Origin of the sequence: Pseudomonas sp. GOM6 (assembly GCF_029537485.1) — a bacterium.
Taxonomy (GTDB): Bacteria; Pseudomonadota; Gammaproteobacteria; order Pseudomonadales; family Pseudomonadaceae; genus Aquipseudomonas.
This window is the reverse complement of record NZ_JARPUS010000007.1, coordinates 120,834-143,572: the sequence shown is the minus strand read 5'-3', so window position 1 is coordinate 143,572 and position 22,739 is coordinate 120,834. Positions and strand designations below refer to the sequence as shown.

The following is a 22,739-nucleotide window of genomic DNA, read 5'->3' as shown; positions in this document are numbered from 1 at the left end:
CTGTTAGCGGAATGTTTAGTAGGCGAGCGTGAAACGCTGGCGGATGTGCTGTGGCTGCTCGGTCTCGTCGAGCAGGGCCACGGCCAGATCGGCCACGGAGATGTGCCCGGGGGCATTGCCGTTCATCAGCAACTGCTCGCCGCCAAGACGGAACTGACCGGTGCGTGGACCCGGCTGGAGCAGGGCGGCCGGGGAGAGGAAGGTCCATTCCAGTTCCTGTTCGTCGCGCAGCTGGTTCAGGGCCTGCCGTGCGCCCTCAGCCCCTTCCTTGTACTCGGCGGGAAAGTCCGGCGTGTCGATCAGCTGCAGACCTGGGGCGACATACAGGCTGCCGGCACCACCGACCACCAGCAGGCGTTTGACGCCGGCCGCCTTACTCGCTGCGACGATGGCCTGCGAACCGGCGATGAACTGCTCGCGGATGTCAGCCTGTTCCCAGCCAGGGTTGAAGGCACTGAGCACGGCGTCGTGGCCACGCAGTTGCTCAGTGAGGGCGGCTGCGTCACGCACATCGGCGCGCAACGCGCTGAGTCGTTCATGGGTCGGCAGTTTTTCCGGGTGGCGAACCAGGGCGGTGACTTGGTGGCCGCGGTTCAGGGCTTCTTCCAGCAGGGCGCTGCCGACAAAGCCGGTGGCGCCGATCAGGGCGATTTTCATGGGAGTGTCTCGGTGCGTTATGGGTGTCGCCATAATTGCAGCTGGATAAAGGTGGGAAAAAGACGCCTAATCCGCTTTGACAATTAAGCGGAGCTTAATAATGGAACAGCTCAAACGCATGGCCCTGTTCGCTACCGTGGTGGACAAGGGCTCCATGGTGGCCGCCGCTGACGCCCTGGGCATGACGGCCTCGGCGGTCAGCCAGCAGATTCGCCGCCTGGAAGAGAGCACCCAGCTCAGCCTGTTGCACCGCACCACCCGGCGCCTGACCCTGACCGAGGCCGGCGCGCAGCTGTACCAGAGCTGCCGGCAGATCGTCGAATTGGCCGAGCAGGCCGAACAGCGCCTGGCCGAATTGCGGGATGCCCCGGTGGGCGAGTTGCGCATCGCCGCGCCAGTGGGTTTTTCCGGGCACCTGGTAACCAGTGCCCTGGCACCTTTGCTGCTGGCCCATCCGCAGTTGAGCCTGCGTCTGTTCTTTCAGGACGAGCAGATCGATCTGGTCGAGCAGCGCATCGACCTGGCCATCCGCGTGGGCAGTCAGGAAGACTCCAGCCTGGTCGCCCGCCACGTCGGTGACTGGCCAATGCTGCTGTGCGCAGCGCCCAGTTACCTGGCTCGCTGCGCCCGTATCGACGGGCCGGAGCACCTGAGCGGCCTGGATTGGCTGAGCCTGGGTCACGAACGTGGCGGCCAGCTGACCCTGCACGGCCCGGGCGGTGCTTTGCAGCGTCTGCGGGTGGAGGGCAGGGTGGTGTGCAACAACATTCTCTCGGTGCGCGAGTTCACCCTGGCCGGCATGGGCGTCTCCCTGCAGCCGGAGCCGGAAGTGCGCGACCTGCTGGCGCGCGGCGAGTTGCTGGTGCTGCTGCCGCAGTGGCAGCCAAGCGGCATCGGCGTCTACCTGGTAACCCCACGCCGCGACGCCCAGCCGGCCAAGGTGCGTTATGCCATCGAGGCGCTGCGCCGTGCACTGGGTGCTAGTTCGCTCGGATTGCCGTATAAGGGCGTGAAAACACCGATGGAGGCCCGTTCAGCTCGATGAAAACCCCGAAACGCCTGGAACCGTTGCTCGAAGATGGGTTGATCGACGAGGTGGTACGGCCGCTGATGAGCGGCAAGGAAGCCTCGGTTTACGTGGTGCGCTGTGGCAGTGAACTGCGCTGCGCCAAGGTGTACAAGGAGGCCAACAAGCGTGGCTTCCGTCAGGCCGCCGAATATCAGGAAGGGCGCAAAACCCGCAACAGCCGCGACGCCCGCGCCATGGCCAAGGGCAGCAAGTACGGACGCAAGGAGCAGGAAGAGGCCTGGCAGAACGCCGAGGTGTCGGCCCTGTTCCGCCTGGCCAATGCCGGCGTGCGGGTACCCAAGCCCTACGACTACCTCGACGGCGTGCTGCTGATGGAAATGGTCGACGACGGTCACGGAGATGCCGCGCCACGTCTCAATGATGTCGACCTGCTGCCCGAGGATGCCCGCGAATTTCACGCCTTCATGATCGGCGAGATCGTCAAGATGCTCTGTGCCGGCCTGGTACATGGCGACCTGTCGGAATTCAACGTGCTGCTCGACCCCTATGGCCCGGTAATCATCGACCTGCCGCAGGCGGTGGATGCTGCGGCCAACAACCACGCCTTCCGCATGCTGGAGCGCGATGTGCGCAACATGGCCGAGTACTTCGGCCAGTTCGCTCCGGAGCTGCTCGACACTCGCTATGCCAAGGAAATGTGGGCGTTGTTCGAAGACGGCAAGCTGACCCCCGAGACCCAGCTCACCGGTTTGTACGCTGAGTCGGAGAGTGAAGCGGACGTCGACTCGGTGATGCGCGAGATCAAGGCCGCCCTGGCCGAACAGGCGCGCCGTGACGCCGTGCGCAACGCCGAAGACGCCCCGCGCGACGAGCCGCCACCGCCGCCTTGGGAGCGCTGAGCGCTTTGAACCGAACGCCCGCATGCTGCGGGCGTTTTTGCGTGGGCCGGGGGTGGATAATCGAACACGCTGCGTCTAGTAGAGGTCTTTGCCGCAATCCAGGCGCTGTCATAAGCGTCGCGGCCAAGGCCCCTCCTACAGTGCGGTGTTGCCTGCGTTGATCGCGGCTGAAGCCGCTCCCACGCAAGCTCATCTGCGCCTACCTGCACTACTTCTATGGGAGCGGCTTTAGCCGCGATTGGCTCCCACAAAGAGCCACTTGCGGGCTGGAAGCGAAGTACTCCCGAGACTTTGTCCCTCTCTTATAGTGAGGCGCCCCTGTCTTCTCGGATCGAGCAGTAGGCTTACTGCGAGCGTCTTGCGTGTGGCTTGTGAGCAAGGTGTTTCATATTGTTGCTTGGCAACTGTACCGATCCGCTCCGCGGTCGCGCTGCTAGGGTGCGCAGAGTCATGCCGGAGCCTTGCCATGCCGCTTTCGCACATTTTTCTTGCCCTGCTGGTCACCCTGATCTGGGGCGTCAATTTCGTGGTGATCAAGGTCGGTCTGGAGGACTTTCCGCCGCTGCTGTTCTGCGCCTTGCGCTTTGCCTTGGCGGCGCTGCCGCTGCTGTTCCTGCGCGGGCCGCTACCGGCGCCCGGGTGGCGCATCCTGCAGATCGGCGTACTGCTCGGGGTGGTCAAGTTCGGTCTGCTGTTCGTCGGCATGCACCTGGGCATGCCGGCCGGGTTGTCGTCGCTGGTGCTGCAGAGCCAGGTGTTCTTCACCGTGCTGATCGCTGCGCTGGTGCTCGGCGAGCGTCCGACCTTGCGGGCCCTGACTGGTCTGGCCCTGGCGGCCACGGGGCTGTTGCTGATCGGTAGCGAGCGCAGCCTGGGTGATAGCCTGGTCGGCTTCCTGCTGGTGGTGGCTGCGGCGCTGGCCTGGGCCTTCTCCAATATCGCCACCAAGCGCTCCGGGGCCAGCGACATGCTGCGCCTGATCTGCTGGGTCAGCCTGGTGCCGGTGTTGCCGCTGCTGGGGTTGTCCTATGTCTTCGAGGGGCCGCAGGCAATGAGCGCGGCTGTCGAGCACCTGAGCTGGCGCGGTGTCGGCGCGCTGCTGTACATCGCTTTTCTCGCCACCACGGTCGGCTTCGCCCTGTGGAGCTTCCTGTTGCGCCGCTACCCGGCCAGCCTGGTGACACCATTCGCCCTGGCGGTGCCGGTGTCCGGCCTGCTGTCCGGCTGGCTGCTGCTGGGCGAGGCGCTGACACCGTTGGGCTGGCTGGCCTGCGCACTGGTCTTTGGCGGGCTACTGATTACCGTGCTGCCGGTGGCTGCTCTGCGACGTAAGGGCATCCCTGCGCAGTCAGCCCGTCTATGAGCGTCTTTCGCCGGGTTGCAGTGATGTGTGGTGGTGCTGAGCTCAATGCAGCCATCCCCGCGCTGACGGCGCTGGATCAATCCCCGTGGATAGCGACTGCGACAGTATGTTCAGCGGCTGTTTGACAGGTTTTGCGCGCTTTCCCGGGAGGCTGGCTACAGGTTTTTTTCGGTCAGTAGAGGGCTGTGATACGAGTGATTTTCGTTAGTTCCAGAATTACCTGGAGTCCGCAACGATGCGGCTTTGGCTAATGCGAATCGCTTCGTGGGCTGTTTGATTTCTAGCCTTGACCGCAGCGATGTGAAGGTCGAAGCTTTCAGCCTGCACTGATGTTTTTGGAGAGGCGCTCATGAAAGGATCGACAGAGGTTGTCGATTACCTGAAGGATCTGCTGCGTGGCGAGTTGGCTGCGCGTGATCAGTATTTCCTCCACTCGCGGATGTACGAGGACTGGGGCTTCACCAAGCTCTACGAGCGCCTCAACCATGAGATGGAGGAGGAGACCGAGCACGCCGATGCCCTGCTCAAGCGCATCCTGTTCCTCGAAGCCACGCCGAACATGACGCCGAAGAAGATTCACCCCGGCGCCACCGTACCGGACATGCTACGTGCCGATCTCAAGCTGGAGTATGAAGTGCGCGAGGCCCTGGCCAAGGGTATCGAGCTGTGCGAGAAGCACGGTGACTTCGTCAGCCGCGAAATGCTTGAAGTGCAGCTGCACGACACCGAGGAAGACCATGCCTACTGGCTGGAGCAGCAACTTGGGCTGATTGATCGCATTGGTTTGCAGAACTACCTGCAGTCACAAGCGTCCTGAGCCGTTCAGGTGTCAACAGAAGGGGAGCCTCAGGCTCCCCTTTTTTATGGGCTCATTTCCGCATGACCGGCACGAAGCCTTAGTAGCGGGCTGTACGAATTAGTTTACGACTCTCGTTCGCTATCAAGGTTCATTAGCTTTTGAAAATATTTCGCAATAATGGTTGCTGAGTTGTTATGATAAGTATTCTCATATAACTCCAGTTGTTCGGAAGTACCCCCATGTCCCTGACTCCCCTGCGTTCTCAAGACGCCGCTGCTGTTCGTTCGCCCATGGCTCTGCGCCCGCTGGCCATGGCTGTACACCTGCTCGCTGCTGGTAGCGTTTTAGCTGCCTTGCCGGTGTATGCCGCTGATACCTCCGGGGAGGCCGTGACGCTGGACGCCGTAGCAATTACTGGCGAGGCCGACACTGGCCTGGGTGAGGTTACCGAGGGCACCCAGTCCTACACCACCAGTGCCGCCAAGACGGCCACTCCGCTGAAGATGTCTCTGCGCGAGACGCCGCAGTCGGTCACCGTGGTGACGCAGCAGCGTATTCAGGATCAGGATCTGCAGACCATCACCGACGTGGTCAACAACACCACCGGTATTTCCCTGAACCGCTACGAAACCAGCCGTGGCCAGATCAATGCCCGCGGTTTCGAGCTCAACTCGCTGATGATCGACGGCGTGCCGACCATCTACGAGCAGCCGTGGAGTTCGGGTGAGATCTTCAGCAGTCTGGCCATGTACGACCGCGTCGAAGTGGTGCGCGGCGCCAACGGTTTGATGACCGGTGCCGGCGACCCTTCCGCTTCGCTCAACATGGTGCGCAAGCGTGCCAGCAGCCGCGAGCTGACCGGTTCGGTCGAGGTCAAGGCCGGCACCTGGGATACCTATGGAACCCTCGGTGATCTGTCCATGGCGCTCAACGAAGAAGGCACCATCCGTGCGCGCCTGGTCGGCGAGTACAACGAAGGTGACAGCTGGATCGACCTGCACTCCAACCAGCGTGAAACCTTCTACGGCACCATGGATATCGACCTGACGCCCGATACCACCCTGTGGTTCGGCGCCAGCCGGCAGGAAAATAAGTCCGACTCGCCGATGTGGGGTGGCCTGCCCGTCTGGTATGCCGACGGTGGCCGCACCAACTGGAGCCGCTCCAAGACCTCTTCGGCGAATTGGAGCCAGTGGGATACCACTTACGAAACCTACTTCGTCAACCTGGACCACACCTTCGCCAACGACTGGCAGGTCAACCTCAGCTACAACCGCGGCGAGCGGACCGGCGATTCCGCCCTGCTGTATCTCTCCGGCAATCCTGGCCGTGATGGCGCCAGCGGCATGTCCTCGTTCCCGGCGACCTATAAGACGGAAACCACCCAGGACGACTACAGCATCCGCTTCAGTGGCCCGTTCGCCCTGATGGGGCGTGACCACGACCTGGCCTTCGGCTATGTCCACAGCGAGCAGGACTTCGACGCCGATCAGGTGCCCGCGCTGAGCGGCTTCGGTGGGGTAGCGAATTTCGATGCCTACAAGGGTGATTTCGCCGAGCCCGTCTGGGGCCCGCGCGGCGACTACGGCTACGGTGAGGTCGAGCAGCGCGGTGTCTATGCGGCGACCCGCCTGAACCTGAGCGACGACCTCAAGTTGATCCTCGGTGCGCGTGACAGCTTCTACGAGAAGACCAGCGATGACATCTACTCGGCAGTCAGCAAGACCGACGTCGACAACGAAATCACGCCCTACGCCGGTATCGTCTACGACCTCACCGAAACCGTCTCGGCCTATGCCAGTTACACGGAAATCTTCCTGCCGCAGTCGGTGCGCGACAGCAACGGGCAACAGCTGGATCCGATTACCGGCGAAAGCTACGAAACCGGTCTGAAGTTCGAGTTCTTCGACGGCCGCTTGAATGCTTCTGCTGCGATCTTCCAGATCAAGCAGGACAATCTGGGCCAGAGCACCGGTCAACTGATTGATCCTACCGATCCGGTGGGTGGCTACGCCTACGAGGCTACCGAGGGTGCAACCAGCAAGGGCTTCGAGCTGGAAGTGAATGGCGAGCTGGCTCCGGGCTGGAACCTGATGGCGGGCTACACCCAGTTCGACCTGGAAGACGCCGAGGGCGACGACGTCAATACGCTGTATCCGACCAAGCTGGTACGGACCTTCACCACCTACCGTGTGCCGGGCATCTTCAACGACAAGCTGACCATCGGCGGCGGCGTGAACTGGCAGGATGCCATCTACACCTACGCCACCAACCCGGCTGGCAACTCGGAGAAGATCGAGCAGGACGCCTACGCCCTGGTCAACCTGATGGCGCGTTACCAGATCACCGAGAACCTCTCGGCGCAGCTGAACGCCAACAACGTGACCGACGAGAAGTACTTCGACATCTTCGACGCCTACGGCGCCATGACCTACGGTGCTCCGCGCAGCTTCACCGCGTCGGCGAAGTACAGCTTCTAAATCGCGTTAACGACGACAGGTCTGGCCTGTCGTCCACCGATAAGCCCAACGTCGGCCCCACGCCGGCGTTGGGCTTTCTGTTATCAGGGTTTTGTGCAGCAGCGGCTGCCGGTTGCCAGGTCGCGCAAGATCGGGCAGTCCGGCCGGTGGTCGCCCTGGCAGTGCTGCACCAGCTCGTCCAGGGTGTCGCGCAGGGCGGTAAGTTCGGCGATCTTGCGGTTGAGCTCGTCGACATGGCCCTGCGCCAGCGCCTTCACGTCGGCACTGGCGCGCTCGCGGTCCTGCCACAGGGCCAGCAGCTTGCCGACTTCCTCCAGGGAAAACCCCAAGTCGCGCGAGCGCTTGATAAAGGCCAGTACGTGCAGGTCCTGCTCAGCGTACTGCCGGTAGCCGCTGACCGTGCGTCCGGCTGGTCGCAGCAGGCCGGTGGCCTCGTAGTAGCGGATCATCTTGGCGCTCAGACCGCTTTGTTTGGCGGCTTGGCCGATATTCATGGTCGCTCTCCACTGTCTCGTAGCCCGGGTGAAACCCGGGTATGGCTGGCCCTGGATTGCATCCGGGCTACGTCATCACTGTTTCTTGGGCTTCCAGGTATTGAGCAGCAGCGCGTTGCTGACCACGCTAACGCTGGACAGGGCCATGGCGGCGCCGGCGAGCATGGGGTTGAGCAGGCCGAAGGCCGCCAGCGGAATGCCCACGGCGTTGTAGGCGAAGGCCCAGAACAGATTTTGACGAATCTTGTGCCAGGTGCGCTGACTGATCTCCAGGGCGGCCGGCACCAGGCGCGGGTCGCCGCGCATCAGGGTGATGCCGGCGGCGTGCATGGCCACGTCGGTGCCGCCGCCCATGGCGATGCCGACATCGGCGGCGGCCAGAGCCGGTGCGTCGTTGATGCCGTCACCGACCATGGCCACGTGGGCGCCGTTCTGCTTGAGGGCAACGATATGCGCGGCCTTCTCTTCCGGCAGTACCTGGGCATGCACCCGGTCGATGCCCAGTGCCTGGCCAACGGCCCCGGCGCTGCCGGCATTGTCGCCACTGATCAGGTGGCACTCGATGTCGCGCTCATGCAGGGTCTGAATGGCCTGCCGTGATCCATCCTTGAGGCTGTCACCGAAGGCCAGCAGGCCCAGTACCTGGGGCTGCGGCTGCAACTGCAGCAGCCAGGACAGGGTGCGCCCCTCGGCTTCCCAGGCCGTGGCCTGTTGCTGCAGGTCGCTGTTGAGCTGCTGTTCTTCGAGTAGGCGTTGGTTGCCCAGGGCCAGCGTCAGACCTTTCACCTCGCCGCGAATGCCGCGCCCGGCCAGCACCTGGCTGGCGCTGATGCCGGGCAGGGCGATTTCGCGCTCCTTGGCGGCGGCCAGCACGGCATGCGCCAGTGGGTGTTCGCTGCCTTGCTGCAGGGCGCCGGCCAGGCGCAGCAACTCGGCTTCGTCGATTCCCACCGTGGCCAGATGTACGACGCGCGGCTGGCCCGAGGTGAGCGTGCCGGTCTTGTCGAAGGCCACCACGGAAACCTGTTGGGCCAGCTCCAGGGCTTCGGCATCCTTGATCAGGATGCCGTGGCGGGCGGCGACTCCTGTGCCTGCCATGATCGCCGCGGGCGTGGCCAGGCCCAGCGCACAGGGGCAGGCGATCACCAGCACCGCCACGGCGTTGATCAGTGCCTGTTCGATGCCGGCACCCGCCAGCCACCAGCCCGCCAGGGTGGCCAGGGCGATCAGCAACACGACCGGCACGAACACGGCGCTGATCCGATCCACCAGCTTCTGGATCGGTGCCTTGGCCGCCTGGGCGTCTTCCACCAGGCGGATGATGCGCGCCAGCACGCTTTCCCCGCCCAGGGCCGTGGTACGCACGATCAGCCGGCCATCGCCGTTGATGGCCCCGCCGATCACCCGATCACCCGGGCCCTTGGCCTGCGGCAGGCTCTCGCCGCTGATCAGCGCTTCGTCGGCCTGGCTGTGGCCTTCGAGCACTTCGCCGTCGACCGGGAAGCGCTCGCCGGGTCTGACTACTACCTGGTCGCCCCGGCGCAGGTCGGCGATGGCGACGCTTTCTTCGCGGCCATCGACCAGGCGCTTGGCCTGATCCGGGCGCAGGGCTTCGAGGGCGCGGATGGCGGCGCCGGTCTGGCGTTTGGCGCGGCTTTCCAGGTACTTGCCGAGCAGTACCAGGGCGATGACCACGGAAGAGGCTTCGAAATACAGATGCGGCGGATGGTGGTCACCAGCGGTTGCCCACAGGTACAGGCTCAGGCCATAGGCGGCGCTGGTGCCCAGTGCCACCAGCAGATCCATGTTGCCACTGCCGGCGCGCACGGCTTTCCAGGCGGCACGGTAGAAGCGCGCGCCGAGCACGAATTGCACCGGCGTGGCCAGGGCGAACTGTACCCAGGCTGGCAGCATCCAGTGCAGGCCGGCCCACTCGGCGAACATCGGTAGCACCAGAGGGGCCGCCAGCAGCAGGGCGGCCAGCACGGCCAGGCGTTCACGGCGCAGGGCCGCCTGGGGCGCCTGAGTAGGTGCGGAATCGACCAGGCGGGCGCTGTATCCCGCGTCTTCGACCGCATCGAGCAGGGCACGGCCGCTGGTACCGGCGAGCAGTTCGACACGGGCCTGTTCGCTGGCCAGGTTGACGCTCACGCTACGGACCCCCGGCACCTTGCCCAGTGCCCGCTCGATACGGCCGACGCAGCTGGCGCAGGTCATGCCGCTGATGGCCAGCTCCAGGCGTTGCGAGGGCACCTGGTAGCCGGCCTGTTCGACGGCTGCCAGCAGCTCGCCCAGGCGTTCGGGCGGTGCCGTGACCCGCGCCTGTTCGCTGGCCAGGTTGACGCTGCTCTGCTGCACGTCGGGCACCTTGGCCAGGGCGCGCTCGACGCGGCCAGCGCAACCGGCGCAGGTCATGCCTTGGATGGGAATGTCGAAAGTCTGCAGCGTGCTCATCGGGGCGACTCCTCCGGATTCGTCCCTAGGATCAACCTTGACGCCAGGGTAAGGTCAAGCACCCGAGTGTCGCGCTCAGTAGTTGAGGGGCGCCGGAATCAGGCGAATACCCTGATTGTCCATGGCGATCCGGTACTTCTGTACTTCGCCGACAGTGATCCGCAGGGTTTGGCTGCGCAGTTGCTCGAAGCGTGGCTGGCAGCCGCCACCGCCGAGCTGGCCAAGGCGCACCTGGATCTCGCCTGGCGGCAGGTTGAGAGTGACCGATTGTCCCTGGTACAGGCGCGCAGTCAGGTTGCCCTGCAGGTACAGGCCGATATCACAGGGCGTGGAAACTTCCAGACGCTCGCGTGACACCGTCAGCACGCCATAGTCGATAGGCGTCGGCAGGGTCATCGTGGCGTGCGGAGTGGGCGCCATCTGTACCGGGTTGGCCGGCGCGACGGGAGGTTCAGGCGGGGCCTCGTCGGCGTGGGCGGCGAGGCTGAGCAGGCAGAGCAGGGTGAGGGAAAGGCGCATGCGGCTATCTCCTTGGTCTGTCTGCAGCTTGGGTCAGTCGAGCGCGCAGGACAAGTTTGCGGCTTGACCTTGCCACGGTGGCAGGCCCCACGGTGAAGAGGTCAACCAGATGAGGAGGCACCACCATGCATATTCTGAAAGTGTCCGGCATGACCTGCGGTCATTGTGTCCGCGCCATTACCCGTGCTCTGCAGGCCGGTGACCCGGCGGCTCAGATCCAGGTCGATCTCGGTGCGGGTGAAGTACGGGTCATCAGTGTGCAGAGCCTGGAGCAACTGCTGCAGGCGGTTCGCGATCGGGGTTACCAGGCCGAGGCTGCCTGACCCCGGGCGCTTTTGCAGCCGCCGGCTGAGCCTGTTCGGTTCAGGCCGGTGCCTGCCAGTCGTGCAGCAGGCCCTGCAACTGCGCGTCGATCATGGGGCCTGTATCGGTCAACGGGTCGAACAGGCTGGGGTCGCGGGTCCAGTCGGTGAACAGGCCGACAATCAAGGCGTGCAGGGCGCGGGCGGCCAGGCGCGGGGTGATGCCCTGGCGCAGGCGCGCGCGGTTGGCGGGTTGAGCCATCAGGTTCTCAACCAGTTCGATGAACTGGTTGATGAAGGCGTCGTGGCGCTCCTTGGCTTCGCGCAGTTCATCGGTGAATTCGCAGCGGTGCAGCAGGATGGTGAAGACACGGCGTTTCTGTTCATCACGGGCCAGGTTCTCGATGGCTTCCACGCAGAGTTCGCGCAGGGCCAGCAGGGCGTCGCCATCGGTACAGGCGCACAAGCGTTCGGCCATCTGTTCTGGCGGCAGGCGTATCTGATTGAGCATTTCGTGGAACAGGTGCGCCTTGTTCTCGAAGTGCCAGTACACGGCGCCGCGGGTCACGCCGGCGGCGCTGGCGATCTGCTCCAGGCTGCAGTGGGCCACACCTTTTTCCAGAAACAGTTGTTCGGCGGCGGCGAGGATGGCGACGCGGGTTTGTTCTGCTTGTTCTTTGGTTCTGCGCATGTCGGGTAGACGGATTCGGACTAGGCTCTGTGCTGGGGAACGCAGTGTAGCGATATTTGCGCCATTCATTTGTTTACAGTCATGTATGTATGTAATTAGCATTCCCGGCCGCCCGAATTGAACGTCACGGAGACGACATATGCCTGCTCGCCAACCCTCCCTCCCGCTCGCAATCCTTGGCATCGGGCTGCTGCTTGGCGCACAGGCGCAAGCCGCAGAGAGCGGTGGCCAGCAGATGCCGCCGCCAGAAGTGGTGGTGGAGGCGGTCAAGGTCGAGTCGCTGCCGCTGCAGTTCGAATATCCGGCGCGTACCGCGGGCTTCCGCGAGGTTCAGGTAAGGGCCCAGGTCAGCGGCATTCTGCAGGAGCGCACCTATCAGGAGGGCAGCCAGGTCAAGCAGGGGCAGGTGCTGTTCCGCATCGATCCGCGCCCTTATCAGGCTGCCCTGGCGCGAGCCAAGGGCGCGCTGGCCCAGGAGCAGGCGCGCTACCGGCAGACCGAGCGCGACCTCAAGCGTATCCGTGAGCTTCAGAAGAAGGGCTTCGCCAGCGAGAGCGAACTGGACAACGCCATCTCCAACTTCGAGCAGAGCAAAGCCAACATCGAAGCGGCCAAGGCCGAGGTGCAGGCCAAGCAGATCGACCTTGACTACACCACGGTGGAGGCACCGATTTCCGGCATCACCAGCAAGGAAACGGTGTCCGAAGGCAGCCTCATGGTGGCCGGCGATCCCAATGCCAGTCTGCTGACCCAGATCACCCAGCTCGACCCTATCTACGTCAATTTCGCGGCGCCCGACCGTGAGGTATCCGATGTGCGCAGTGGCCTGCAGAGCGGCGCGCTGGTGCGCGAGGGCGGCCAGGAGATGAGCGTGGAGATCAAGTACGGCGATGGCAGCAGCTACCCGCTGCAAGGCAAGGTGGATTTCACCGACAGCACTATCGATCGCAGCACCGGCACCGTCAGCGTGCGCGCCGTGGTGCCCAACCCGGACCAGGCGCTGATGCCGGGGCAGTTCGTGCGCGTGGTGGTCAAGGGCATCAGCAAACCCAACGCCGTCACCGTTCCGGAGCGCGCGATTTCCCAGGGGCCGAACGGCACCTTCGTTTATGTAGTGGACCAGGAAGGCCTGGCCCGCGTGCGGCCCGTGAGCACCGCACATACCGCCGAGGGGCGCTGGGTGGTGGAAAGCGGTATCGAGGCCGGCGACAAGGTCATCGTCGAAGGGCTGCCCAAGGTGCGGCCTAACTCGCCGGTCAAGGTGGTCGACAAGCCCGCTGCCGCTGCACAGCAGTAAGAGGGCCTGGCCATGATCTCCAAGTTCTTCATCGACCGGCCGGTATTCGCCGCGGTCATCTCCATCGTCATCATTCTGGCCGGTCTGTCGGCGATGAAGGCGCTGCCCGTGGCCCAGTATCCGCAGATTCTGCCGCCGCAGGTGTCGGTGTCGGCCAGCTATCCGGGCGCCAGCGCCCAGGTCATTGCCGAGACCGTGGCCGCGCCGCTGGAGCAGGAAATCAATGGCGTCGAGGGCATGATCTACCAGCTCTCCAACTCGGCCGCCAGCGGCGCCATGAGCCTGTCGGTGTACTTCGCGGTGGGTCGAGACCCGGACCAGGCCACCATCGACGTCAACAACCGGGTGCAGGCCGCCCTGGCCAAGCTGCCGGAGGAAGTGCGCCGGCAGGGGGTGAAGGTGGAGAAGAAGTCTTCGGACATTCTCCAGGTGGTCACCCTCTACTCGCCGGACAATTCAAAAGACCCGATCTTCATTTCCAACTACGCGCTGATCAATGTCATCGACGAGCTCAAGCGTCTGCCCGGCGTCGGTGATGTCAGTCAGTTCGGCTCCAAGGACTACTCGATGCGCATCTGGCTGCGGCCGGACAAGCTGGCCCAGTTCGACCTGACGCCGACCGATGTGGTCAACGCCATCCGCGAGCAGAACTCGCAGTTCGCCGCCGGTAGCTTCGGTCAGCAGCCGCTGCAGACGCCGCAGGACTTTACCTACACGGTGACCACTCAAGGGCGTTTCACCGATCCCAAGGAGTTCGAGAGCGTGATTCTGCGCTCGGATGCCACCGGCGCCAGCCTGTTGCTCAGGGACGTCGCCCGCATCGAACTGGGCGCCCAGGACTATGCCCTGGTGACCAGCCTTAACGGCCAGCAGAACGCCGCGTTCGGTGTCTATCTGCAGCCGGGCGCCAATGCGCTGGATACCGCCGAGGCGGTACAGAACACCCTGGAGCGGCTGTCCAAGCGTTTCCCCGAAGGCATCACCTACAAGATCCCCTACGACACCACCAAGTTCGTGAAGGTCTCGATCGAGGAGGTGGTCCACACCTTCGGCGAAGCGCTGGTGCTGGTGGTGCTGGTCGTGTTCGTGTTCCTGCAGAACTGGCGCGCCACGCTGATCCCGGTGCTGGCCATCCCGGTATCGCTGGTCGGCACCTTCGCCGGCATGTATGCCCTGGGTTTTTCCATCAACCTGCTGACCCTGTTCGGCCTGGTGCTGGCCATCGGCATCGTGGTGGACGACGCCATCGTGGTGATCGAGAACGTTGAGCGGGTAATGCGTACCAAGAAGCTGGCTGCCCGCGAAGCCGCCATCGAGGCGATGGAAGAGGTCACGGGGCCGATCATCGCCATCGTCCTGGTGCTGTGCGCCGTGTTCGTGCCGGTGGGTTTCCTCGGCGGGTTGGCGGGCGAGATGTACAAACAGTTCGCCATCACCATCGCCGTGTCGGTGGTGATTTCCGGGATTGTCGCTTTGACCTTGTCGCCAGCCCTCTGCGCCTTGCTGCTGAAGGATGAGCACAGGGAACCGGCGGCACCGTTCCGGGCCTTCAACCGCTTCTTCGATAAGTTGACCGACGGCTATGGCGCCGGCGTGGCCTTCTTCCTCAAGCGCTCGCTGATTGGCCTGCTGTTGTTCGGCGGCATGATTGTCCTGACCATCGGACTGTTTGCTCGCGTGCCGGGGTCGTTGGTGCCTGACGAGGATCAGGGCTATGTGATCAACGCCTACTTCCTGCCGCCGGCGGCCTCGATCAACCGTACCGATGCGCTGACCCACGACTTCACCGAGCAGCTGATGAAGCATCCCGCGGTGGAGGATGTGGTGACGTTCGCCGGTTTTGACGTGCTGACCTCCGGCCAGCGCACCAACGCCGGGGTGAGCTTCGTACCGCTCAAGGACTGGTCCGAGCGCACCACGCCGGAGTTGGACGCGCGTAATCTGACCCGTGAGTTCATGGGCATGGGGTTGTCCGAGAAGGACGGCGTGGTCATGAGTTTCAACCCGCCGCCGATTACCGGCATGAGCACTACCGGTGGTTTCGAGGGCTATATCCAGGACCGTGGTGGCGCCGGCGTCGAGCAGATGGCGGCCAAGGTGCAGGAATTCCTCGCCGCGGCCCAGAAACGCCCGGAGCTGGCCGGGGTGCAGAGTACCTTCAGTGCCAATGTGCCGCAGTACTACATCGACCTGGACCGCACCAAGGCGCGTGCCCTGGGCGTGTCGATCAGCGATGTGTTCACCGCCATGCAGGCCACCTTCGGCAGCTACTACGTCAACGACTTCACCCTGTACGGCCGCACTTGGCAGGTCAGCCTGCAGTCGGAGTCGGAGTTCCGTCGCAAGCCGGAAGACCTGTCGCAGGTCTATGTACGCGCTTCGGGTGGCGACCTGGTGCCGCTGACTACCCTGATCAAGGTCAAGCGTATCCTCGGCCCGGATACCTACGCGCGCTTCAACGTCTATCCGGCGGCGAAGATCCTCGGCGGCCCGGCGCCGGGTTACAGCTCCGGGCAGGCGCTGACGGCCATCCAGGAGGTGGCCGATGAGGTGCTGGGCAGCGAATACAGCCTGGGCTGGATCGGCTCGGCCTACCAGGAAGTGGCGACCCAGGGTTCGGGCAGCACGGCGTTCGTCTTCGGTCTGATCATGGTGTTCCTGATCCTCGCGGCCCAGTACGAGCGCTGGACGCTCCCGCTGGCGGTAGTCACCGCGGTGCCCTTCGCCGTGTTCGGCGCGATCCTTGCCGTATGGCTGCGTGGTATCCAGAACGATGTGTACTTCCAGGTTGGTCTGGTCACCCTGATCGGCCTGGCGGCGAAGAACGCCATTCTTATCGTCGAGTTCGCCGTGCTGCTGCGTGCCGAGGGCAAGGGTATCTTCGAATCGGCGTTCGAGGCGGCCAAACTGCGCTTCCGTCCCATCGTGATGACCTCGCTGGCCTTCATCCTCGGCTGCGTGCCACTGGCCATCAGCACCGGGGCTGGTTCCGCCAGCCGTCATTCCATCGGTACCGGGGTGATTGGCGGCATGCTCGCTGCCACCCTGCTGGCAACCTTCATGATCCCGATGTTCTACCTGCTGGTGGAGTCGCTGGGAGAAAAGCTGGGGCGCAACAAGAAAACGGCGAGCCCCCACGAGCCGCACTGACAGCGACAATCTGTCAGCCTGTAAGCGGGCGCCCATTGGGCGCCCTTGGTTTTTTCGGGGGCAACCCTGCACTGGATGACTCATGAGCTTTCGTATTTTGTTGATCCTTGGCGCTCTGAGTGCTTTCGGGCCCATGGCCATCGACTTTTACCTGCCGAGCTTTCCTGCCTTGGCTAAGGCGTTCAGCACGGATGTCGAACATATACAGCTGTCGCTGGCGTCCTACTTCGCCGGTGTTGCGCTGGGGCAGTTGATCTATGGCCCCCTGGCCGATCGTTTCGGCCGGCGCCGTCCGCTGCTGGCGGGCGTGGTGCTGTTCGTGCTGGCGTCGCTGGCCTGTGCCCTGGCACAGAGTCTGGAGTGGTTGATCGTCGCGCGCTCCGTGCAGGCGCTGGGCGGCTGTGCCGGCATGGTCATCTCGCGCGCGGTGGTGCGTGATTTGTGCGACCCGCTGGCTTCGGCCAAGGCGTTTTCCAAGCTGATGCTGGTGATGGGCGTGGCGCCTATCCTGGCGCCCCTGGGCGGCGGTATTTTGCTGCACCTGTTCGGTTGGCAGTCGATCTTTTATGGGCTGATGCTGTTCGGTGCGCTCTGCCTGATTGGCGTGCTGCTCTGGCTGCCGGAAACCCGTTCGCCCTCGCTGCCGGCGCAACCTCTGCGCGGTGCGCTCGGGCGCTACTGGCGTCTGCTGCACGACCCTCTGCTTATCGGTTATGGCATCACGGGAGGGGTGGCCATGGCCGGCATGTTCGCCTACATCTCCGGTTCACCCTTCGTCTTCATCGAGCTCTATGGCGTGTCGGCGGAGATCTACGGTTGGCTGTTCGGCATGAATGCCGCCGGTTTCATCATCACCGCCCAGTTCAATGGCTGGTTGTTACGCCATCACGGCCCCGGCTACTGGCTCAAGCGCACTGTCTGGGTCTACCTGGCGTCGGCGCTGGCGTTGCTGTTGGTGGCTATGCAGCAGCCGGAGCAGCTCTGGCCGTTGCTGCTGCCGCTGTTCGTTTGCATGGCCAGCCTGTCGTGCATTCTGCCTAATGCCACTGCCTGCGCCATGGCTGGACAGGGCGCGCAGGCCGGTAGCGCTTCGGCGTTGATCGGTTCCTTGCAATTCTGCGTGGCGGCCGGCGCGTCGATTGTGGTCGGCGTGCTGCACGACGGCACGGCCCGGCCGATGGCGCTGGTCATCATGCTGTGCGGGGCGCTGACCGTCGTGCTGGCGCTGTTGACCACTCGCCACGCGCGCAAGCTGTCGCTGGAGTTCTGAGTCAGCTCAGCTGGCGCTGCGTACCGCCGGCGTATTGCGCCAGGGCAGGGGGTGCGGTGCCTGCAGGCGCGCGCGCAGGATGCGGACGAACTCCTGCGCTTCGGCTTCACTGCGGAAACTCACGCCGTGCTGATCCAGGCACACCTGCCAGCGTGTCCCGCTGGCACTTTGCATGGGGCGGATGAGGATGTTCATCGCTGCTCTCCAGATTGAACCGGAGATTGCAGTCTAGGCGCGAATCGGCTGCTCGCCATGATCTGGATCAACTCGCCGATTGCTCGCTGCTACGTAGCCAGTGGGCCAGCTGCAGTGCACTCAGCGGACGGCTGAACAGATAGCCCTGACATTGTTCGCATCCCAGCTGACGCAGGGCCTGCAGCTGCTCGCGGGTTTCCACACCCTCGGCCAGCACGTTCAGCTTGAGGCTACGGGCCAGGCCGATGATGGTAGCAGTGATCTCCAGATTGGCCTGATCCTGGGGCACGCCCTGCATGAAGCTCTGGTCGATCTTCAGCTTGTCCAGGGGGAAGCGTCGCAGGTAGGCAAGGGATGAGTAGCCGGTGCCAAAGTCATCGATGGCCAGTTTGATGCCCAGCGCCTTCAGCGCGGCCAGTGTTGCCTGGGCCTGTTCTAGGTTCTCCATCAGCGCCCCTTCGGTTATTTCCAGCTCCAGGTATTCGGCCGGCAGGCCGCTGTCGTGCAGGGCGTCGCGCACCTGTTGCACTAGGTCGGCCTGGCGGAACTGGCGCGGCGACAGGTTGACGGCCAGGGTTTGCAGGCTCAGGCCTTGCTGGCGCCAGAACTGCATCTGCCGGCAGGCCTCGCGCAGTACCCAGGTGCCGATGGGGACTATCAGTCCGGTGTCTTCGGCCAGGGGGATGAATTGGGCGGGGGAAACCATGCCCTCGTGGCTGTTCCAGCGCAGCAGCGCTTCCACGCCGATGGCACTGCCGTCGCTGGCGCTGACCAGCGGCTGGTAGTGCAGGGTGAATTCATTGCGTTTAAGCGCCTGGCGCAGTCGGCCTTCGAGGCTCAGACGGGTGTGCGCTTGATGAGTCAGCCCCTGGGTATAGAAGCGGAAGGTGTTGCGTCCTTCCTGCTTGGCCTGGTGCAGGGCGCTGTCGGCATTGCGCAGCAGATCGTCACTGCTCGTACCGTCGTCCGGGTACAGGCTGATGCCGATACTGGCACTCAGATAGGCCTCGTGACCGCTGCCCAATGGCAGGGGGCGCTCCAGCAGTTCGATCAGGGTGCGGGCAATGCCGGCGGCTTCCTCCGGGCGCTGCAGGTTCTCCAGCACCACCAGAAACTCGTCGCTGCTCAGGCGGGCCAGGGTGTCTTCGTTGCGCAACCGTTTTTGCAGGCGCCGGGCCACGGCGATCAGCAACTCGTCGCCGACCTTGTGACTGAGGCTCTCGTTGATGGTCTTGAAGTTGTCCAGGTCGAAATACAGCAACGCTACCCGTTCCCCGTGGCGTTGGGCATGTTCCAGCGCGTGGTTCAAGCGTTCCAGGGCGTAGAGCCGGTTGGGCAGGTCGGTGAGGGGGTCGAAGTGGGCCAGGTGGGCCAGCCGTTCCTGGCTTTCGCGGTACTGGCTGAGATCGGTGAAGGTCATGACGTATTGCGGCTGGCTGGGGTCGCAGTCACGTATCCGGCTGACCGTCAGCCAGAAGGGAAAGGACGAGCCGTCCGCCTTGCGTCCACTGAGTTCACCTTGCCAGCTGCCACTGCGTTGTACCCGGCGCCACAGATCGCGGTAACGCATGCGCTCCACGCTGGTGCCGGGTTTGAGGGGCAGGCGCCCGCCGATGGCCTGTTGCGGACCCAGGCCGGTGATCAGGCTGAAGGCCGGGTTGCAGGTAATGATGCGCCGTCTGGCATCGAGTATCACCACTGCCTCCTGAGTGCTTTCGAACACCGCGGCCGCCTGGCGCAGAGCCAGCTCATGCTGCTTATGCAGGCCAATATCCTCGAGCACTGAAATGAAGTAGTGCGGCTCGCCGTTGGTATGCCGTACCAGGGTGGCATTGAGCTTGGCCCACAGGATGCTGCCGTCGTGGCGCAGGTAGCGCTTCTCCAGGGTCAGGCGGTTGATGTCGTTGTTCAGCAGGCGCTGGGTTTGCTCCAGATCCTTGAGCAGATCGTCTGGGTGGGTGATGTCCTGGAAGGTCAGTTGCAGCAACTGCTCACGCTGGTAACCGAGCATCTGGCACAGCCGCTGGTTGACGCGCAGCCACTGCCCATCCGGCGCCAGATGGGCGATGCCGACGGCGGCCTGCTCGAAGGTGGCGCGAAAGCGCAGTTCGCTCTGCAGACGTTCGCTGTCGCGCTGATGCTGGCGTACCGCGAGCCCGGCCAGGCGGGTGAATTCGGTGACCAGGGCCACGTCCTCCTGCGCCGGGCGGGTTGGGTGGCGGGAGTAGATGCCGAATACGCCGAGCACCTGGCCCTGGTCGTTCTTGAACGGCAGGGACCAGCAGGCGCGCAGCCCCGCTTGCAGGGCCGCATCACGATATTCCGCCCAGTAAGGGTCCTTGAGAATGTCGTCGGTCACGGTCAGCTCGCCGCTGGCGGCGGCATGGCTGCAGCTGCCCAAACCGAGCTGGGCAGGGAGACCATCAATGAGCGCGATGTAGTCGGTCGGCAGGCTGGGGGCGGCCATTACGCGCAGCTTGCCGTACTCCAGGCTGAGGACGGAGATCATCATCTGTGGGCTGATCTGCTCCAGGCGCTGGGCCATGTCGCCTAGCGTTTCATGCAGCGGGCGCTGCGCCAGCATGCGGTCGAGTACAGCATTACGAGCTTGCTGCAGGGCCAGGCTATGGCGGTGCTCGTCGATGTCGCTGAGGCTGCCGCGCAGGCCCAGTTCCGGACTGACCTCCGTGGCCAGACGCAGGGCGACCCAAAGCTGACGGCCGCTGGCGTTGCGCAGGCGCAACTCGCCGAGCCAGGTGCTGCTCTGGTGCGAGAAGATGGCGGACATCTGCTCGGCGAGCCGTTCCCGGTGGTTATCCTCGATGAAGTCGAGCAGTGGGGTGCCCAGGCTTTCCTGGATGCTGTAGCCGGTGATGGACTCCCACGCCGGGTTGAGGAAGGTCAGGCGCCCGCTGGTGTCGGTGAGGAAGATGGCTTCGTGCAGCTGTTCGACCAGTTCGCGATAGCGCGCTTCGCTGGCCTCCAGGGACTGATGCGCGCGCTTCTGTTGCCTCAGGTCGATATCGACGCAGTACATCTCCAGCTGATTGCGTGCGTTGTGGATGATCAGGTGGCTGGAGTAGACGTGAACTGCGCTGCCGTCGCGGTGGCGCAGAGTGATCTCGCTGGCCGGTATGGCCGGACCGCCGATCATCCAGGCGTTGATATTGCTGATCACTTGGGCCTGGTGCGCCGGCGGGATGATCAGCTCTTCAAGACGCCGGCCCATGGCCTCGGCCACGCTGTAGCCGTAGAGCTGGGTGCTGGCCTGGTTCCAGAAAATCACCCGACGTTCCCGGTCGTAGCCCTGCACGGCGATGTGCGGGGTCTGTTCGAACAACTGGCGGAAGCGCTGTTCGCTTTCGCGCAGGGCCTGTTCGTCGCGTTTCTGGCTGCTGATATTCTGCACGCTGCCATGCGCCGTACCGCCGGCATCCGCGCTACCGCGTAGCATCAACCATACCGACGTTTCGCTACTTGGGCGGTTGAGGCGGGCATTGACCAGCAATGGCGCCCCATCTTTCAGGGTGGCCTCCAGGGCCCGTTGCACGGCATTGCGGTCGGCCGGATGGAGCCAGCTCAGCAGTTCGTCGAGTGTGCTGCGATTGTCTCTATCCGGGCGTTCGAACAGGTGGAGTGCCTCGGCAGACCAGGCGAACTGCTGACCATCGTATTCCCAGCTGCCCAGGCCGACATCGCGCTGGGTCTGTTGCAACAGCAGCAAACGCTGGCGCATTCGCTGCTCCAGATGTTGCTGGGTGCGCAGTTCATAACGGCACAGCAACAGAATCAGCAGGCTGCTGAGGGCGACGAAGGCCAGCCCTTTGACGGTTTGCAGCCTGTGCAGGGTGGCATCGTCGAACGGCAGCGCCTGCAGCAGCAGGTCGCTGAGCAAGATCCAGGCGATGCTGAAGGCCAAATAGGCCCCGGCGACACGCAGCGGGCGGGAGAGGTTGGGTTGCATCCTGAACCCTCGACAAACACACACTGAAACCGACCCGGAACTCCTGTTGGCCGGGCTGGTTTCAGTCTAGTCGCTACCGTCGTGCCTGCTGGCACTTTGTCATGGACGGTCGTGGTGCCAGCTCGTATGGACGGGAATTCAGAACCCCTCCAGCACGATCTTGCCCTTGGCCCGGCCGCTTTCCAGCAGGCTGTGGGCCTTGCGCAGGTTTGCGGCGTTGATGCTGCCGAAATGCTCGCCCAGAGTGGTGCGCAGCACGCCATCGTCGATCAGTTGCGCGACCCGGTTGAGCAGGCGGTGCTGCTCGACCATGTCGGCGGTCTGGAACAGCGAGCGGGTGTACATGAATTCCCAGTGCAGCGACAGGCTCTTGCGTTTGAGCTTGATCACGTCCAGCTGCGCCGGGTCGTCGATCAGCGCCAGGCGGCCCTGCGGGCGCAGGGCTTCGACCAGGGCGTCGAAGTGCAGATCGGTGTGGGTCAGGCTGGCCACCATGTCTACCTGCTCGATGCCGAGGGCCTGCAGTTGCGGCAGCAGCGGCTGGCTGTGGTCGATGACATGGTGCGCGCCCAGCTCAGTGACCCAGGCCTGGGTTTCCGGACGCGAGGCGGTGCCGATTACCGTCAGGTTGGTGAGTTTGCGTGCCAGTTGCAGCAGGATCGAGCCGACCCCGCCTGCGGCGCCCATCACCAGCAGGTTCTGGTCGTCGCCCTGGCCCTCACGCACCTGTAGACGTTCGAACAGCAGTTCCCAGGCGGTAATGGCGGTCAGCGGCAGGGCGGCGGCGCGGGCGAAATCGAGCGAGCCGGGCATGCGCCCGACGATGCGTTCATCCACCAGGTGCAGTTCGCTGTTGCCGCCGGCACGGTCGATGGCGCCGGCATAGAACACCTTGTCTCCGGGGCGGAACTGTTTGACTTCGTTGCCCACCGCGCGCACCACCCCGGCCACGTCCCAGCCCAGCACCTTGGCCTGGCCGGCCTCCGGCGCCACGTTGCGGCGGATCTTGGTGTCCACCGGGTTGACCGAGATGGCCCTGACTTCCACCAGCAAGTCGCGTGGGCTGGGCTGCGGGGCTGGCAGTTCGACGTCGATGAGAGCCTCGGGCTGGTCGATGGGCAGGTTCTGATAGTAGGCGATGGCTTTCATCCGGGCTCTCCGCGAAGTCGGTGGCA

17 protein-coding genes are annotated in these 22,739 nt (G+C 64.1%); 9 read left to right on the top strand and 8 right to left on the bottom strand.

The genetic code is table 11. The features are described 5' to 3' along the window. Positions 1 to 15 precede the first annotated feature (15 nt). A complete protein-coding gene (locus P7A97_RS10575; protein ID WP_277689902.1) occupies positions 16 to 657 on the bottom strand; it encodes an NAD(P)-dependent oxidoreductase in 642 nt (213 codons plus the stop codon). Between the two features lie 100 nt (positions 658 to 757). Here P7A97_RS10575 and P7A97_RS10570 point away from each other — a divergent pair, with 100 nt between their 5' ends. The 5 genes from P7A97_RS10570 to P7A97_RS10550 all read left to right on the top strand — a co-directional run bounded on the left by P7A97_RS10570 (position 758) and on the right by P7A97_RS10550 (position 7,228). Continuing rightward, on the top strand, positions 758 to 1,702 hold the full coding sequence (locus P7A97_RS10570; RefSeq protein WP_277689901.1) for a LysR family transcriptional regulator: 945 nt from the start codon (positions 758 to 760) through the stop codon (positions 1,700 to 1,702). Then, positions 1,699 to 2,586 (top strand): PA4780 family RIO1-like protein kinase, encoded by an 888-nt coding sequence (locus P7A97_RS10565; protein ID WP_277689900.1) that lies wholly within the window; start codon positions 1,699 to 1,701, stop codon positions 2,584 to 2,586. The genes P7A97_RS10570 and P7A97_RS10565 overlap by 4 nt, the downstream gene beginning before the upstream one ends. A gap of 466 nt (positions 2,587 to 3,052) precedes the next feature. Then, positions 3,053 to 3,949: an EamA family transporter gene (locus tag P7A97_RS10560; RefSeq protein ID WP_277689899.1), complete on the top strand. Its 897-nt coding sequence runs from the start codon at positions 3,053 to 3,055 to the stop codon at positions 3,947 to 3,949. A gap of 349 nt (positions 3,950 to 4,298) precedes the next feature. After that, positions 4,299 to 4,766: a bacterioferritin gene (gene bfr, locus P7A97_RS10555; protein WP_277689898.1), complete on the top strand. Its 468-nt coding sequence runs from the start codon at positions 4,299 to 4,301 to the stop codon at positions 4,764 to 4,766. 221 nt (positions 4,767 to 4,987) lie between these two features. Further along, positions 4,988 to 7,228 carry a TonB-dependent siderophore receptor gene (locus tag P7A97_RS10550; protein WP_277689897.1) on the top strand — a complete coding sequence of 747 codons (2,241 nt, stop codon included), beginning with the start codon at positions 4,988 to 4,990 and terminating at the stop codon, positions 7,226 to 7,228. 83 nt (positions 7,229 to 7,311) lie between these two features. Here P7A97_RS10550 and cueR read toward each other — a convergent pair whose 3' ends face one another. From cueR to P7A97_RS10535, 3 genes are all read right to left on the bottom strand, one after another. Continuing rightward, positions 7,312 to 7,722: a Cu(I)-responsive transcriptional regulator gene (gene cueR, locus P7A97_RS10545; RefSeq protein ID WP_277689896.1), complete on the bottom strand. Its 411-nt coding sequence runs from the start codon at positions 7,720 to 7,722 to the stop codon at positions 7,312 to 7,314. Positions 7,723 to 7,797: 75 nt separating this feature from the next. Next, entirely contained in the window at positions 7,798 to 10,176 is a 2,379-nt protein-coding gene (locus P7A97_RS10540; RefSeq protein ID WP_277689895.1) for a heavy metal translocating P-type ATPase, read from the bottom strand. Between the two features lie 75 nt (positions 10,177 to 10,251). Next, positions 10,252 to 10,695, bottom strand: coding sequence for a hypothetical protein (locus tag P7A97_RS10535; protein ID WP_277689894.1), 444 nt, complete (start codon positions 10,693 to 10,695; stop codon positions 10,252 to 10,254). A gap of 125 nt (positions 10,696 to 10,820) precedes the next feature. Between P7A97_RS10535 and P7A97_RS10530 the strand changes: the two genes are divergently transcribed. After that, a complete protein-coding gene (locus P7A97_RS10530; protein ID WP_277689893.1) occupies positions 10,821 to 11,018 on the top strand; it encodes a cation transporter in 198 nt (65 codons plus the stop codon). Positions 11,019 to 11,058: 40 nt separating this feature from the next. Here P7A97_RS10530 and P7A97_RS10525 read toward each other — a convergent pair whose 3' ends face one another. Continuing rightward, on the bottom strand, positions 11,059 to 11,688 hold the full coding sequence (locus P7A97_RS10525; protein ID WP_277689892.1) for a TetR family transcriptional regulator: 630 nt from the start codon (positions 11,686 to 11,688) through the stop codon (positions 11,059 to 11,061). 139 nt (positions 11,689 to 11,827) lie between these two features. On the opposite strand from P7A97_RS10525, the gene P7A97_RS10520 reads away from it, so the two are divergent. The 3 genes from P7A97_RS10520 to P7A97_RS10510 all read left to right on the top strand — a co-directional run bounded on the left by P7A97_RS10520 (position 11,828) and on the right by P7A97_RS10510 (position 17,405). Continuing rightward, positions 11,828 to 12,985, top strand: a complete 1,158-nt coding sequence (locus tag P7A97_RS10520; RefSeq protein WP_277689891.1) for an efflux RND transporter periplasmic adaptor subunit — start codon at positions 11,828 to 11,830, stop codon at positions 12,983 to 12,985. Positions 12,986 to 12,997: 12 nt separating this feature from the next. Further along, complete coding sequence (locus tag P7A97_RS10515) at positions 12,998 to 16,135, top strand: efflux RND transporter permease subunit (RefSeq protein ID WP_277689890.1); 3,138 nt, start codon at positions 12,998 to 13,000, stop codon at positions 16,133 to 16,135. Between the two features lie 82 nt (positions 16,136 to 16,217). Beyond that, the gene (locus tag P7A97_RS10510; RefSeq protein ID WP_277689889.1) at positions 16,218 to 17,405 is read left to right on the top strand and encodes a multidrug effflux MFS transporter; all 1,188 of its coding nucleotides are present in this window, start codon (positions 16,218 to 16,220) and stop codon (positions 17,403 to 17,405) included. Positions 17,406 to 17,411: 6 nt separating this feature from the next. Here the strand turns inward: P7A97_RS10510 and P7A97_RS10505 are convergent, their stop codons facing one another. From P7A97_RS10505 to P7A97_RS10495, 3 genes are all read right to left on the bottom strand, one after another. Next, the gene (locus tag P7A97_RS10505; RefSeq protein ID WP_277689888.1) at positions 17,412 to 17,600 is read right to left on the bottom strand and encodes a hypothetical protein; all 189 of its coding nucleotides are present in this window, start codon (positions 17,598 to 17,600) and stop codon (positions 17,412 to 17,414) included. Positions 17,601 to 17,667: 67 nt separating this feature from the next. After that, positions 17,668 to 21,564 (bottom strand): EAL domain-containing protein, encoded by a 3,897-nt coding sequence (locus tag P7A97_RS10500; protein ID WP_277689887.1) that lies wholly within the window; start codon positions 21,562 to 21,564, stop codon positions 17,668 to 17,670. Between the two features lie 138 nt (positions 21,565 to 21,702). Continuing rightward, a complete protein-coding gene (locus P7A97_RS10495) occupies positions 21,703 to 22,713 on the bottom strand; it encodes a zinc-binding alcohol dehydrogenase family protein (protein ID WP_277689886.1) in 1,011 nt (336 codons plus the stop codon). Between the last annotated feature and the right edge of the window lie 26 nt (positions 22,714 to 22,739).